Genomic DNA, 14,961 nt, shown 5'->3' on the forward strand with positions numbered 1-14,961 from the left:
GGCAGCTCCTACAAAGATCAAAGACCAGCAATCAAACTGCGGTAATCCTCAACCGCCGCAAACTCAGCCGTGTCCTTCGGCCCCTTGCGGCTGTCCGGCTCTTTCACCGCCAGCAAATGCGCGACCCCAAAATCCCGCGCACTGCGCAGAATCGGCAAGGTATCGTCGATAAACAGACTGCGCGCCGGATCAAAGCCGATGTCCGCTTGCAATGCATCCCAAAACTGCGGGTTCTCCTTGGGATAACCATAATCGTGGGAGCTGATCAGCCGTTCGAAATACGGCGCCAGTTCGATCCGCTCAAGCTTCAGCGACAGTGAGTCGCGGTGCGCGTTGGTGATCATGATCACCCGTTTGCCGGCGCGTTTGATCGCCGCCAGAAAGGTATCGGCATCCGGTCGCAAGGCAATCAGATGCGCAGTTTCCAGCTTCAATTCCCGCACCGACAACTTCAGCTCGGCACTCCAGAAATCCAGGCAATACCACTGCAACTGACCGGCATGGCGTTCGAACAGCGGCTGCAATTCCATCTCGGCCATGGCCCGGCTGACCCCGTGCAGTTCGGCGTAGCGCTGGGGCAGGTGTTCCAGCCAGAAGTGATTGTCGAAGTGCAGATCCAGCAGCGTGCCGTCCATGTCGAGCAGAACGGTATCGATGTCGGACCACGGTAATGAAGGCATGGCAACGTCTCGAGCGGTAGAAAGATATCCGACATAAACAATCGGGAAAGCCGCGTTATAGTAGCGCGTTCACGCCAAGGAGCTTTGCATGCGCCAGAAACCCACCGTACTTGCCCGCGAGATCGTCGCCACCAGTCGCCTGTTTTGCGTTGAAGAACTCAAACTGCGTTTTTCCAACGGCGTGGAACGCACGTATGAGCGTCTGGTCGGCAAAGGTGCGGGTTACGGCGCGGTCATGATTGTGGCGATGCTGGATGCCGAGCACGCGGTGTTGGTCGAAGAGTATTGCGGCGGCACTGATGAATATGAGCTTTCTCTGCCAAAAGGGCTGATCGAGCCTGGTGAAGATGTGTTGGCGGCTGCCGAGCGGGAGCTCAAGGAAGAGGCCGGTTTTGGCGCGCGACAACTGGAACATCTGACCGAGCTGTCGCTGTCGCCCGGTTACATGAGCCAGAAGATTCAGGTGGTCCTGGCGACTGATTTGTACGAGGAACGTCTCGAAGGCGACGAGCCTGAGCCGATGCGTGTCGACAAAGTGAACCTGCGCGAACTGTCGTCGCTGGCGCTCAATCCGCAATTTTCCGAAGGTCGTGCCCTGGCCGCCCTGTATTTGGCCCGCGATCTGCTGACCCAGCGCGGATTCTTCCCAGCATGAGTGAAGTGTCGATGAATTTTCCCCACCCGTTGATGGCGCCGGTCGTTGAGCTGGCATTGCAGGCCGGCGAGGCGATCTTGCCATTCTGGCGCGTTGGCGTTGAAGTCACGGCCAAGTCCGATGACTCGCCCGTGACGGCGGCGGATCTGGCCGCGCACCACCTGATCCTCGCCGGGCTGACGGCGCTGGATCCGAGCATTCCGGTGTTGTCGGAAGAAGACGCCAACATCCCCCAGAGCGTGCGCGCTGGCTGGCAGCGTTGGTGGTTGGTGGATCCGCTGGATGGCACCAAGGAGTTCATCAGCGGCAGCGAAGAGTTCACCGTCAACATCGCGCTGATCGAAAATGGTCGGGTGGTGTTTGGCGTGGTGTCGATGCCGACCAACGGTCGTTTCTACGTCGGCGGCGCCGGGCTTGGGGCGTGGCGTTGCGACAAGGGCGGTACGCCGGTTGCGATTCAGGTGCGTGATGTGCCGGGGCCGGGAGAGGCGTTTACCGTGGTAGCCAGTCGTCGCCATTCGAGTCCCGAGCAGGAGCGCTTGCTGGCGGGGTTGAGTGCGAGCCTGGGTGAGTTGCAATTGGCGAACATTGGCAGCTCGCTGAAATTTTGTCTGCTGGCTGAGGGCACGGCGGATTGCTATCCGCGCCTGGCGCCGACCTCGCAGTGGGACACGGCGGCGGCGCAGGGTGTGCTCGAAGGGGCTGGCGGTGAAGTGCTGGATCTGCGCGGGGAAGCGTTCTGCTATCCGGCGCGGGAATCGCTGTTGAACGAGTTCTTTTTGGCGCTGCCGGCGAAGGCGGCGTGGCGGGAAAGGTTGTTGGCGTTGGCCCGGGGTTAAGTGGGCTGATCGGCAATCGCCCTCACCCCAGCCCTCTCCCCCAGGAGAGGGGGCCGACCGAGTTGTCTTGCATCACACATCGACCTGAAAGATTGGGTCGATTATGGATTCAGTGAAGCGCCTTCAGGTCGATGTACCTCTGAAGCATCCCCCAATCAGTCCCCTCTCCCTCTGGGAGAGGGCTAGGGTGAGGGGCTTTTGATCTTCAGCGGTGCAAAACGTACTGGCCGGTAAACCTCACGGCATCCTCATCGCTACCCGCATTGACGATCCGCGTATCGAGCGTCAACCGCGCCCGCCCATAACGCTGATACATCGCCAGAAACCTCTTCCACGCCTTCGCGTCAGGCGCCGGGCAAATCGCCGTGGCATCTCCGGTGACCGGAAGCGGATAACTGATCTGCCCTTCCTGAATCACAATGTGCCCGTCGGTGATTCCTTCCTCTTTCAGACGCAAATGCAACCAGCCCCAACCGGCCAGCACCGCGCCGCAGTAAAGACTGCCGCCGAACATGGTGCTTTTGTGATTGACGTTCGGATCGAGTGGCAGGTGCAGACTCAACTGCTGCTCATGCCAGTCGAGCACCTTCAGCCCCATGTCCCGTGTCAGCGGGATGTCGTGATGCAGGACCGACTCCAGATAGCGAGTGTCTGTGCTCATTCGTTCTCGTCCCCATGGCTGCTGTCGCCAAAGTTGAGGCCATGCTTGCGCAACTTGTCATGCAGGGTCTTGCGCGGAATGCCCAAGGCTTCGGCGAGGCTGCGTACGGAACTGTGAGCGCGTGCCAGTTCGGCAGCGATCAGTGATTTTTCGAAGTTTTCCACTTGCTCGCTGAGACCTCCGTTGATGACTTCGACCGTGGTGCTGCCACCGCTTTCGGCGCCAGCGTTATCCAGCGCCAGTTCCAGGCCGAGGGCGAAACGTTCGGCGGCATTCTGCAGTTCGCGCACGTTGCCCGGCCAGGTGTGACGCAGCAGCAAGGCGCGTTGTGCTGGTTGCAGCTCGTGGGGCGGCAGGCCGTGGCGGGCGCTGGCTTCATCGGCGTAATGCTGGAACAGCACCAATGCATCTTCGCCACGTTCGCGCAGCGGCGGAATGCGCAATGGCGCGACGTTGAGGCGGTAGTACAAGTCGGCGCGGAAGCGCCCCTGATCAGCGGCCTGACGCAGGTCTTCCTTGGTTGCGGCGATGACGCGGATGTCCAGCGGGATCAGTTGATTGCCGCCAAGACGTTCGACCACGCGCTCCTGCAACATGCGCAGCAACTTCACCTGCACGTCCATGCTCATGCTTTCGATTTCATCGAGAAACAGCGTGCCGCCATTGGCGAATTCGAACTTGCCGATCCGGCGCTTCTGCGCGCCGGTAAACGCGCCGGGTTCGTGGCCGAACAGTTCGCTTTCCACCACCGACTCGGCCAGTGCGCCGGCGTTGATCGCCACGAACGGGCCGTTACGGCGGCTGGATAAATCGTGCAGTGCGCGGGCGACCACTTCTTTGCCGGCGCCGGTTTCGCCGAGGATCAGCACATCAGCCTTGGTCGCGGCCAGCGCGCCGATCTGCTCACGCAGACGCAGCATCGGCGTTGAGTGGCCGACCAGCCGCGCACTCAATTCATTGCGGTCGCTGAGGGCCAGACGCAGGCTGCGGTTGTCCAGCACCAGTCGGCGCAGGGCCAGCGCGCGACGCACACTGTCGAGCAGCGCGTCGCTGGCGAAGGGTTTTTCCAGAAAGTCATAAGCGCCAGCGCGCATGGCCTGCACTGCCAGCGGTACGTCGCCGTGGCCGGTGATCAGCAGCACGGGCAGCTCGGGGTCTTGCGCGTGCAATTCGCTGAGCAATTCCAGGCCATCCATGCCCGGCATGCGAATGTCGCTGACCACCACGCCCGGCCAGTCACGCTCAAGCTGTGCGGCCAGACCCTTGGCTTCGGACAGCGGCAGAATTTTCAGGCCGGCCAGATCCAGGGTCTGACCGAGGGCCTGACGCAGGTGCGGATCGTCGTCGATCAACACCACCTGAATGCGATTGTCGATGGTCATGCACTTCGGTCCTCGGACGGTTGCAGGCTGACCCCGGGCGCACCGGCGCGCAGCCGCAGGGTAATCAAGGCGCCGCCTTGCTTGTGGTTGGCGAACGACAGTTCTCCTCCGAAGGCGCGCATCAGCGTTTCGCAAATGGCCAGCCCCAGGCCAAGGCCCTGCGTACGAGTCTTGGTGGTGTAGAAGGGCTCGCTGGCGCGGCCGAGGGCTTCCATGCAAAAGCCCGGGCCGTTGTCGCGAATGTACAGATTGACGCCCTCGGCGGTGGATTCGGCACTCAGCCACAGTTTGCGTGGCGGGCCTTTTTCGGTAAGGGCATCGAGAGCGTTGGCGAGCAGGTTGCCGAGCACTTGGCGCAGACGCGTTTCCCCGGCCTCGACCCACAGGGTGGCGGCGGGCAGGTCGCGGATCAGCTCGACTTCCATGCTCCGGCGCCGTTTGGCCAGCAGTGCCAAGGCATCGTCGAGCGCCGGTTGCAGGGCAACGCTTTCCGGCGCGTGGCGATCACGGCGGGCAAAGGCGCGCAGGTGGGCGATGATCGAGGCCATGCGTCCGGTCAGTTCGCTGATCAGTTTGAGGTTGCCGCGAGCGTCGTCGGTGCGCTGATGATCGAGCAGCACTTCGGCGTTTTCCGCGTAGCTGCGGATCGCTGCCAGCGGCTGATTGAGTTCGTGGCTGATGCTCGCTGACATGGTCCCCAGCGCCGACAGCTTGCCGGCCTGGACCAGATCATCCTGGGCGCGCACCAGTTCTTGCTGGGCTTGCTCACGCTCCAGAACTTCTTCCTTCAAACGCCGGTTGAGGCCTTCGAGGTCGCTGGTGCGTTCCGCCACGCGACCTTCCAGTTCACGGCGTGCCTTGGCCTCGAACGCTATACGTTCCAGATAATGGCGGCGGCGCTGCATCATCAGGCCGAGCAGTAACATCACCACCAACAGCGTGGCGCCGCCGATGGCGACCACGGTGCGCACCGGGCGGTCGATCAGCGTGCGCGGGGCGAGAATGCTCACGCTCCAGCCGGTTTCGGCGATGTCGTGGGTCTGGATCAACCACGCAGTCGGGCTAAGATTCAGCGGCCGCGGCTCGCGAGTCGGGTAAGGCTGGATAGCGGTGATCGCTGAACGCTCACTGTCGCTCAAATCACGGGTCGAGCGAAAGCGCCATTCCGGGCGCGAGGTGAGGATGACCACGCCGTTGTGGTCGGTGACCAGCAGTTGTTCCGGAGTTTTGCCCCACAGGCTTTCGGTGTGGTCGAGGTCGACCTTGATCACCAGCACGCCGATGATTTTTTCGCCGTTGCGCACGGCGGCGGCGAAGAAATAACCACGCTTGGCCGACGTCGTGCCGAGACCGAAGAAGCGTCCTAGGCGTCCGGCCATGGCTTCGCTGAAATACGGCCGGAACGAGAAATTGCGGCCGACGAAGCTGTCGTGTTTGTCCCAGTTCGACGCCGCCAGTGTCTGGCCGCTGGTGTCCATCAGGTACATGACTTCGGCGCCAGTCTGCGCGGCAATGTTCTTCAGCAGGCGATTGGCATTGCCTTGGGTGACGCCGTCGTCAGGCGCACCAAGTACCGCGCGCAGCGCCGGCAGGTCGCCGAGGATTTGCGGCAACACTTCATAGCGGTGCAGGGTGCCCAGCAGGTTGGCGACGTACAGGTCGAGGGTCTGGCGGTTCTGCCCGGCCAATTCGCTGCGGTAATAGCGTTCGGCGAGATGTTCCAGCGGCCACAACAGCGGCGCCAGACACAGGGCCAGCAGGGCAAGACTGCGCCAGCGAGGTCTGGGGGGAAGGGTTGGTTTCATGAGCCGGATGCGCCTGAGGTGACAGGCGCATTATGCCCGGCCTCAGGCGAAGACGTCAGCGTCCTTGAGCAGCGCTGCGGCTTGGTCCTTGGCGGACAGCTTCGGCGCTTCGTCCAGCTGCCAGTCGATACCCAGAGCCGGGTCATCCCAGCGAATGCTGCGCTCGGACGATGGGTCGTAGTAGTTGGTGGTCTTGTAGAGGAATTCGGCGAACTCGCTCAGCACCACAAAACCATGGGCGAAACCTTCCGGCACCCACAGTTGACGATGGTTTTCAGCCGACAGACGCACCGCCACCGATTTGCCGAAGTGCGGCGAACTGCGGCGGATGTCCACGGCGACATCCAGTACTTCACCAACGGTCACGCGGACCAGTTTGCCCTGGGTGTTTTGCAGTTGGTAATGCAGGCCACGCAACACGCCTTTTTGCGAGCGCGAGTGGTTGTCCTGCACGAATTGCGTGTCCAGACCGGTGGCGTCCTGGAACGACTTGGCATTGAAGCTCTCGTAGAAAAAACCGCGCTCGTCACCAAACACCTTCGGTTCGATGATCAGGACACCGGGCAGGTCGGTGGTGATTACATTCATGAGGATTTCCATAGGCAGGTGTGAATGGCCGACATTCTTGCGCAAAGTGTCGGAGGGTGCGAGTGCTGCAAGACAAATAGCCCGTATACCTTTGCGCGGTTGGGGGTTGCGGATCCCGTCCAGCAATGGCGATATAGGCGCCTAATAACATTTCAGGGGTCGTTTCATGCCGCTCGCCACGTTGATTCATCGCGCCAGTTTGCCCAGCCCGCAGGTGTCTGCCGAGCAGGCCCGGCAATGGCTGGCGGAACACTACGGACTCAGCGGCACGTTGCAGGCCCTTGGCAGTCAGCAGGATCTGAATTTTCGCGTCGACAGTCCACGCGGGCGGTTCGTGCTGAAAATCTGCCGTGGCGATTACGCCTTGGTGGAGCTGCAAGCCCAGCATGCGGGCCTCAAGTATCTGGCCGAGCACGCGGTGGTGACGGTGCCGCGGGTGATTGCGGCCAATAATGGCGAGGATCTGCTGTCGCTGGAGGTCGGCGGCGAAGCGGTTCATGTGCGGTTGCTGGATTACATCGAGGGCCAGCCGCTCACGCATCTCGATCACTTGGGTTCTGATGTAGTGGCGGGATTTGGCCGGCTCTGCGGTGAGATGGATCTGGCACTTGCCGGGTTCGACCATCCGGGCCTTGAGCGCACGTTGCAGTGGGATGCCCGCCACGCCAGTGCACTGATCCGCCATCTGCTGCCAGTGATCGAGGACGAGCAGCAGCGCACATTGATTGCCGATGCGGCCGAACAGGCCGAGCGCCGTTTGCAGCCGTTGCAGGACAAGCTGCCGGTGCAGGCGATCCACATGGACATCACAGACGACAACGCAGTTTGGGCGCGCGATACCCAGCGTCACTGGCAGTTGCAGGGGGTAATCGATTTTGGCGATCTGGTGCGTACCTGGCGTATCACCGATCTGTCGGTGACCTGTGCGGCGATGCTGCATCACGCTGGCGGCGATCCGTTTGTCATCTTGCCGGCGGTTCAGGCGTATCACTCGGTCAACCCGCTGCAGAACGAAGAACTGCAAGCGCTGTGGCCATTGATCGTCGCGCGTGCGGCGGTGCTGGTACTCAGTGGCGAGCAACAGGTCAGCATTGACCCAGCGAATACCTACAGCCGTGACAACCTCAGCCACGAGTGGGAGATTTTTCGGGTGGCAACTTCGGTGCCCTTGGCGCTGATGGAAGCAGCGATCCTCTCGGCGGTCGGCCACGCCTTGCCGGCGATCGACAGCGAAGGTTTTGCGCCATTGTTGCCGGGTCTGGTCGGGCGTGAATTCGCGCTGATCGATCTGGGTGTTCTGAGTCCGCATTTCGAGGCCGGTAACTGGGAGCAGGAGGGCATCGATCAGCGCCTGTTGAACGAGGCGGCGGCTGCCCATGGTTTAGCCGCAAGCCGTTATGGTCAGTACCGTTTGTCGCGCACGCGTCCCGACAGCTCCGTTGAACCGGAGACCTTCGCGCTGCATGTCGAGTTGCGTGTGCCGAATGGCACTGTTGTGGAGTCGCCGTTCGCGGGCGTGCTGCATCAAGTGGCCGACGGCGCGCTGCAACTCGATGGCCCGCAACTCAGTGTTCGTCTGTGGGGCGTGACACCTTCGCTGCACAGCGGCGCGGCGCTGGTCAAAGGGCAAGTACTGGGCGCGGTCAACGGCCCGCTGCGGGTGCAGTTGTGCCGAGGCGCGCAGCTCAATGCGCCGTTGTTTTGCACACCGACGCATGCTCCGGCGTGGCAGGCGCTGTGCCCATCGCCCGCTGCGTTGTTGGGGCTTGCCTGTGATGCCGAGCCGGAGCTGGACGCGAAAACCCTGCTCGAACGCCGCGATGCCAGTTTCGCCCGCACGCAAAAACACTATTACATCGACCCGCCGCGTATCGAACGCGGCTGGCGCAATCATCTGATCGACATGCAGGGCCGCTCCTATCTGGACATGCTCAACAACGTTGCGGTGCTCGGTCACGGTCACCCGCGCATGGCAGCGGTCGCGGCTCGTCAGTGGTCGTTGCTCAACACCAACTCGCGCTTCAATTATGCGGCGGTCGCCGAATTCTCCGAGCGCTTGCTGAAACTGGCACCGGAAGGCATGGATCGAGTGTTTCTGGTCAACAGCGGTAGCGAGGCCAATGACCTGGCGATTCGTCTGGCGTGGGCCTACAGCGGCGGGCGCGACATGCTCAGCGTACTCGAGGCGTATCACGGCTGGACGGTCGGCGCTGATGCGGTTTCGACCTCGATAGCCGACAACCCGCGAGCCCTGGAAAGTCGCCCGGACTGGGTGCATCCCGTGACGGCGCCAAACACCTATCGCGGTGAGTTCCGTGGCCTCGATTCGGCGCCAGAGTATGTGCGCAGCGTTGAGCGTCATTTGGAAAAGCTTGCCGAGCAGAAGCGCCAATTGGCCGGATTCATCTGCGAACCGGTTTATGGCAATGCTGGCGGTATTTCGCTGCCGCCGGGATATTTGAAACAGGTGTACGCGCTGGTCCGTGCGCAGGGCGGTGTGTGCATCGCCGACGAAGTGCAGGTCGGTTACGGGCGCATGGGCCACTTCTTCTGGGGGTTTGAAGAGCAGGGCGTGGTGCCGGACATCATCTGCATGGCCAAGGGCATGGGCAATGGTCAACCGCTGGGCGCGGTCATCACTCGCCGGGAAATTGCCGAAGCGCTGGAGGCTGAGGGTTACTTCTTCTCGTCAGCGGGTGGCAGCCCGGTCAGTTGCCAGATCGGCATGGCGGTGCTCGATGTCATGGAAGAAGAAAAACTCTGGGAGAACGCGCAAGTGGTCGGTGGCCACTTCAAGGTGCGGCTCGAAGCGTTGATCGATAAACATCCGCTGGTGGGGGCGGTGCACGGTTCCGGGTTCTATCTGGGGCTGGAGCTGATCCGCAATCGCGAGACGCTGGAGCCGGCGAGCGAGGAAACCGCGTTGCTGTGCGATCGCCTGCGCGAGTTGGGGATTTTCATGCAGCCGACCGGCGATGATCTGAACATTCTCAAGATCAAACCGCCGATGGTGACGTCGCGCCAGAGTGTGGATTTCTTTGTCGACATGCTCGACCGAGTCCTCACCGAGGGCCTGTAAGCCCTCACGCTGACCTCCTGTGGGAGCGAGCCTGCTCGCGAAAGCGGTTTCTCATTCAACAACTGTGTTGATTGATCAATCCCCTTCGCGAGCAGGCTCGCTCCCACACTTATTTTTCGCTTTCTAATTCGATTTGTATCGGCTTTTATTGAATTTATTTAGACGAAAGGCATTTAACAAGCTTCTAAAGCCGATATTTATCGGTTATAAAGTCGCCATTGCTCCGGCATGGCGATCTCATGTCCGGTGCGCGCGTTTTTCTTTTCGGTCGAATTGTCGGCCGTCGAAGCACCTGCCCGGAGATGATTCATGAGCCGTATCGTTACCGTCGCCGCCACTCAGATGGCCTGTTCCTGGGATCTGCAAGCCAACCTCGAAATCGCTGAAAGGCTGGTGCGTGAAGCCGCCGCCAAAGGCGCGCAGATCATCCTGATTCAGGAGCTGTTCGAGGCGCCGTATTTCTGCCAGAAGCCGAACCCGGACTACCTGCAACTGGCGACGACGGTGGAAGACAACGTCGCGATCAAGCACTTCCAGAAAATCGCCAAAGAGCTGCAAGTGGTGCTGCCGATCAGCTTCTATGAACTGGCCGGCCGCGCGCGTTTCAACAGCATCGCGATCATCGACGCCGACGGCAGCAATCTCGGGATTTATCGTAAAAGTCACATCCCGGACGGCCCGGGCTACCACGAGAAGTATTACTTCAACCCGGGCGACACCGGTTTCAAAGTGTGGAACACCCGATACGCGAAGATTGGTGTGGGCATCTGCTGGGATCAGTGGTTCCCGGAAGCCGCACGCAGCATGGCGCTGCAAGGCGCAGAAATACTCTTCTACCCAACTGCAATCGGCAGCGAGCCGCACGACAAGACCATCTCGTCGCGCGATCACTGGCAGCGTGTGCAGCAGGGCCATGCCGGCGCCAACCTGATGCCGCTGATTGCCAGCAACCGCATCGGCAACGAAGAACAGGACGGCTACGACATAACGTTCTATGGCTCTTCGTTCATCGCCAACCAGTTCGGCGAAAAAGTGCAGGAGCTGAATAAAACCGAAGAAGGTATTCTTGTGCACACTTTCAACCTCGACGAGCTCGAACACATTCGCAGCGCGTGGGGTTCATTCCGTGACCGCCGTCCGAACCTGTACGGCGCGTTGAAAACCCTCGACGGTTCCCTGGAGTCCTGATCCCGATGACCACCTTGAAAAGTACCCCGCGCGCCGACGGCTTTCACATGCCGGCCGAGTGGGCGCCGCAGACGCAGACCTGGATGATCTGGCCCGAGCGCCCGGACAACTGGCGTCTGGGCGGCAAACCGGCGCAAGCCGCACACGCCGCGGTGGCCAAAGCCATCGCGCGTTTTGAACCGGTAACCGTGGCCGTGTCCGCCGGCCAATACGAAAACGCCCGCGCGCGCCTCGACGTGCCGAATATCCGCGTGATCGAAATGTCCAGCGATGACGCCTGGGTACGTGACAGCGGCCCGACCTTCGTCATCAACAACAGCGGCGAAGTGCGCGGTGTGAACTGGGACTTCAATGCCTGGGGCGGTTTCGACGGCGGCCTGTACTCGCCGTGGAATCGCGACTCGCAGGTCGGCGGCAAGATCCTCGAGATCGAGCGCAGCCCGCGTTACCGCACAGAAGGTTTCGTGCTCGAAGGCGGTTCGATTCACGTCGACGGCGAAGGCACGCTGATCACCACCGAAGAGTGCTTGCTGAACCGCAATCGCAACCCGCATCTGGGTCGCGAAGAGATTGAAGCGGTGCTCAGCGCCAATCTGGCTGTGGATAAAATCATCTGGCTGCCGGACGGTTTGTTCAACGACGAAACCGACGGCCATGTGGATAACTTCTGCTGCTACGTGCGTCCCGGCGAAGTGCTGCTGGCGTGGACCGACGATCCGCAGGATCCGAACTACCCGCGCTGCCAGGCTGCGATGAAAGTCCTGCAAAGCAGCACCGACGCCAAGGGTCGCCCGTTCACGGTGCACAAAATGCCGATTCCGGGGCCGCTCTACGCGACTGAAGAAGAGTGCGCCGGCGTTGATCCGGTGGATGGCACACAGGAGCGTAATCCTTCCGTACGCCTGGCCGGTTCTTACGTGAACTTCCTGATCGTCAACGGCGGCATCATCGCGCCGAGCTTCGACGATCCGATGGACGCCCCGGCAAAAGAGATTCTGCAGAAGCTGTTCCCGCAGCACGAAGTGGTGATGGTGCCGGGCCGTGAACTGTTACTGGGTGGCGGCAATATTCACTGCCTTACCCAACAGCAACCCGCGCCGCACAAAGAGTGAGTTGAGTTGTAACAGCTTGAGTTGATTAACAAATCAGCCGGGCAGTGATTAGCTCGCTATGCATCAACTGAGGCCCGCAGCCCGACAGGACTGCGGGCTTCTTTGTATCCGCTTGTCGACAAATGAGAAACCTTGGCATAGGTCTTGTATCCGACAAAGGGCACTAGGGAGGGGGAAGAACTTCAACAGTTCTGTCATAAACCTTGGATAACGTAGCCGCTCACGAACGGGGAGAGAGCGCTGAAATGAACGCCGAAGTGAACGTAGTCAGCGAGCGGACGTTGCATCCCATGGCCGTTAACGGCGAATCGCTCCAGATTGTCGCGCACTGGTTGAAGTCCAATGGAACGCGTCAGATCAGGCAACCTGATCCGCGCCGGATGATGATCGAGCGTTACCCCGCTGGCCTGTTCAGCGAGGCCGAACTGGATGCGTTGTGGGCTGTGATGGAGGGATAAGAAGAACAACAGGGATTGGTCAAAGCGCTGCCGGGATGGCGGCGCTTTTTTATGCACGATTATTTTGTACGCACCCACTCAATGTGGGAGCGAGCCTGCTCGCGAATGCGGTGGATCAGTTAACAACGATGTCGACTGACCCGACGCTTTCGCGAGCAGGCTCGCTCCCACAGGGATGTGTGTGAAATCAGAAACTGTAGGTGCCGGTCATCACGACGCTGCGCGGTGCGCCCGGTTGGATTTGATACTGGCTGGTCGCCGATGCGTAGTACTCGCGATCAGTGATGTTGTTCAGCGCCCCACGCAAATCCCAATCCTTGAAGCGGTAACCGACCAGCGCATCCCAGCGGCCATAACCTGGCAACACAGTGGTGTTGGCGTTGTCGGCATAACGTTGGCCAACCAGGGTCAGACCGGTTTCGCCATACCAGCCCATTTCCGGTTTCCAGGTCAGGAACAGGCTGCCGTTGTGCTTGGCGACGTTGTAGATGCGTTTGCCTTCCAGGCCGTTGTTGTCCTTCTCGATGGTCGCATCCTGCACACCGACACCACCGCGCATGTACCAGTTGCCGACGATGTTGCCAGTGGCCGTCAACTCGATCCCGCGCGAGCGCTGCAGACCGGACATTACGGTCAGGGTCGGGTCGTTTGGATCGGTGGTACGGCGGTTGTAGAGTTCCAGGTCATAGATCGCCAGCGTGGTGCTCAAGCGATCGTCGAACCAGTCACTTTTCACGCCGATCTCTTTCTGCTTGGTCAGCTCGGGACTGAGATCGTTGGTGTTGCCGGCCGCACCCGGGGTGATGCCGATCAAGCCACCGCCCACTGGCGAAAACGTCTTCGACCACGAAGCGTAGAACGAATGGTTCTGCAACGGCGTCCAGACCAGGCCCACACGCGGGCTGGTGCTGTGGCTGTCGCGATCTTCAGAAATGTTGCGCAGCTTGTTGGTCGACTCGATATCGAAGGTGTCGTAGCGCAGGCCGCCGAGCAGTTGCCACTGATCGTTCAGGCGCAGTTGATCCTGCACGTACACCGCACGGCTTTCGACTTCGGTGTGGCTACTGCTGGAAACCTGCATGGCACCGGTGTGGCGCAGATCGCGATTCGGGTTGTACAAGTCGAGCGACGGCACCGGCTGCGCGCCGGGCGTTCTGCCGGTGGCGGCGTTGTACAGCGTCGGATCGCGGCGCTGGCTGCCGATCTCGATGCCGGTCAGCAGACGATGTTCAAGGCCGAAGGTATCGAATCCGCCCTCGAGTTCAACGTTGTTATAGACGTTGCGAGTGGTCAAATCCTGCTGCCAGTGCTGGCGCGTGACCTTATTGGTCGCCGGCGTGTAACCAGTGAGGTAGGTGTTGTCGAAATCGCTGTCGAGCTTGAACACGCCGAAGGTCTGGCGCAGTTGCCAGTTGTCGTTGATTTCGTAGGTGAGTTTCGAGCGCAGCGATTGCGACTTGTCGTCAATGAAGTCGTGATCGTTGCCGTAGGTGGTGTCGCGCCCGACATCCGCCGGGCGTCCGTTGACGCCGGGGATGCCACGATCCGGGGTGCGGTTGTAGCGGCTGTATTCGTACTGCACCAGCCAGTTCAGGTCCGGCGTCAGTTGCCAGCTCATCGACGGCGCGAACAGTTGGCGGTTGCCACTGACGCCGTCGCGGAAGCTGTTTTCATCCATGTTGCCCATGTTCAGGCGCAGGCTGATGTTTTCGCTCGGATCAGTGCTGAGGTCGGCGTAAAGGCTGCGCAAATCTTCGCTGCCAGCCTGGGCCTCGATGGTCGAGCGACGGCCGAATTCCGGCATCTTGCTCACGCGGTTGACGATCCCGCCCTGACTGCCACGGCCGTACAGCACGGCGGCCGGGCCTTTGAGCACTTCGACGCGTTCGATGTTGTGCAGGTCGCGCTTGTATTGGCTGTCGTCGCGGATGCCGTCCAGATAGAAATCGTTGCTGGCATCAAAGCCGCGAATACGCAGGCTGTCGAAGCGGGTGTCGGCGCTGCTGCTGACGTTGGGCATGCCGCTCAAGGCGTCGGCGATGTCATTGGTGCCGTAGTTGGCGACGTTCGAAGTCTTGATCGAATCGATCGCCTGCGGCACATAGCGCACGGGCGTCGAGGTGCGGGTCGCGGTGCTGCTGAGCTTTACCCGCGGGTCATCGGCTTGCGCTTCGGCGCTGATCGCGGTGGCGGGTAACTCGGTCGCCGAATAGGCAAAACCACTGGACAGAAAAGCGGAAAGCCCAAGGGTGACGGGCGTAAGACGGAACGGGGCAGGCATTGAAAAGCGCATCCGAGAGGGTGGAGGAATTCGATCGCGCGAATGGTAATGCTTTGCATTTACTTCCGTTAATTATTCCTTATAAGTTCCCTGGTCTGATTGTTTCAATTTGTGTCCAGTTCGACACAATCTGACCGACCAGACAATTCGACCGATTCGCGAAACAGACTGAAAGCCATTCCGGCGTTTTTCTGCACGGGTGCGAGGACTAATCTGCCGCCATCGATTTTCCT

At 60.7% G+C, this 14,961-nt stretch carries 12 protein-coding genes; 6 read left to right on the top strand and 6 right to left on the bottom strand.

Annotated features, from left to right (window positions below):
• Positions 1-17 precede the first annotated feature (17 nt).
• The gene (gene yrfG / locus AB4N44_RS18735) at positions 18-680 is read right to left on the bottom strand and encodes a GMP/IMP nucleotidase (RefSeq protein ID WP_127925457.1); all 663 of its coding nucleotides are present in this window, start codon (positions 678-680) and stop codon (positions 18-20) included.
• Positions 681-768: 88 nt separating this feature from the next.
• Between yrfG and nudE the strand changes: the two genes are divergently transcribed.
• Together nudE and cysQ are read left to right on the top strand one after the other, a co-directional pair.
• On the top strand, positions 769-1,335 hold the full coding sequence (gene nudE / locus AB4N44_RS18740) for an ADP compounds hydrolase NudE (RefSeq protein ID WP_150775478.1): 567 nt from the start codon (positions 769-771) through the stop codon (positions 1,333-1,335).
• A gap of 11 nt (positions 1,336-1,346) precedes the next feature.
• On the top strand, positions 1,347-2,174 hold the full coding sequence (gene cysQ, locus AB4N44_RS18745; protein WP_191630224.1) for a 3'(2'),5'-bisphosphate nucleotidase CysQ: 828 nt from the start codon (positions 1,347-1,349) through the stop codon (positions 2,172-2,174).
• Positions 2,175-2,379: 205 nt separating this feature from the next.
• Here the strand turns inward: cysQ and AB4N44_RS18750 are convergent, their stop codons facing one another.
• From AB4N44_RS18750 to rfbC, 4 genes are read right to left on the bottom strand one after another with little or no spacing between them, the layout of a single operon-like run.
• Complete coding sequence (locus tag AB4N44_RS18750) at positions 2,380-2,835, bottom strand: YiiD C-terminal domain-containing protein (RefSeq protein WP_127925459.1); 456 nt, start codon at positions 2,833-2,835, stop codon at positions 2,380-2,382.
• Positions 2,832-4,217: a sigma-54-dependent transcriptional regulator gene (locus AB4N44_RS18755; protein ID WP_127925460.1), complete on the bottom strand. Its 1,386-nt coding sequence runs from the start codon at positions 4,215-4,217 to the stop codon at positions 2,832-2,834. The genes AB4N44_RS18750 and AB4N44_RS18755 overlap by 4 nt, the downstream gene beginning before the upstream one ends.
• On the bottom strand, positions 4,214-6,022 hold the full coding sequence (locus AB4N44_RS18760; RefSeq protein WP_127925461.1) for a sensor histidine kinase: 1,809 nt from the start codon (positions 6,020-6,022) through the stop codon (positions 4,214-4,216). Before AB4N44_RS18760 ends, AB4N44_RS18755 begins: the two co-directional genes overlap by 4 nt.
• A 42-nt stretch (positions 6,023-6,064) precedes the next feature.
• Positions 6,065-6,610: a dTDP-4-dehydrorhamnose 3,5-epimerase gene (rfbC, locus tag AB4N44_RS18765; protein WP_127925462.1), complete on the bottom strand. Its 546-nt coding sequence runs from the start codon at positions 6,608-6,610 to the stop codon at positions 6,065-6,067.
• Between the two features lie 166 nt (positions 6,611-6,776).
• On the opposite strand from rfbC, the gene AB4N44_RS18770 reads away from it, so the two are divergent.
• The 4 genes from AB4N44_RS18770 to AB4N44_RS18785 all read left to right on the top strand — a co-directional run bounded on the left by AB4N44_RS18770 (position 6,777) and on the right by AB4N44_RS18785 (position 12,447).
• Positions 6,777-9,689: an aminotransferase gene (locus tag AB4N44_RS18770; RefSeq protein WP_460108044.1), complete on the top strand. Its 2,913-nt coding sequence runs from the start codon at positions 6,777-6,779 to the stop codon at positions 9,687-9,689.
• A gap of 309 nt (positions 9,690-9,998) precedes the next feature.
• Entirely contained in the window at positions 9,999-10,877 is an 879-nt protein-coding gene (gene aguB, locus AB4N44_RS18775; protein ID WP_460108042.1) for an N-carbamoylputrescine amidase, read from the top strand.
• Positions 10,878-10,882: 5 nt separating this feature from the next.
• The gene (aguA, locus tag AB4N44_RS18780) at positions 10,883-11,989 is read left to right on the top strand and encodes an agmatine deiminase (RefSeq protein WP_460108039.1); all 1,107 of its coding nucleotides are present in this window, start codon (positions 10,883-10,885) and stop codon (positions 11,987-11,989) included.
• A 245-nt stretch (positions 11,990-12,234) separates the two neighbouring features.
• Positions 12,235-12,447 (top strand): hypothetical protein, encoded by a 213-nt coding sequence (locus AB4N44_RS18785; RefSeq protein ID WP_127925466.1) that lies wholly within the window; start codon positions 12,235-12,237, stop codon positions 12,445-12,447.
• Between the two features lie 187 nt (positions 12,448-12,634).
• Here AB4N44_RS18785 and AB4N44_RS18790 read toward each other — a convergent pair whose 3' ends face one another.
• On the bottom strand, positions 12,635-14,728 hold the full coding sequence (locus AB4N44_RS18790; RefSeq protein WP_460108036.1) for a TonB-dependent receptor: 2,094 nt from the start codon (positions 14,726-14,728) through the stop codon (positions 12,635-12,637).
• Between the last annotated feature and the right edge of the window lie 233 nt (positions 14,729-14,961).

Source organism: Pseudomonas sp. S3_C06, from assembly GCF_054667675.1.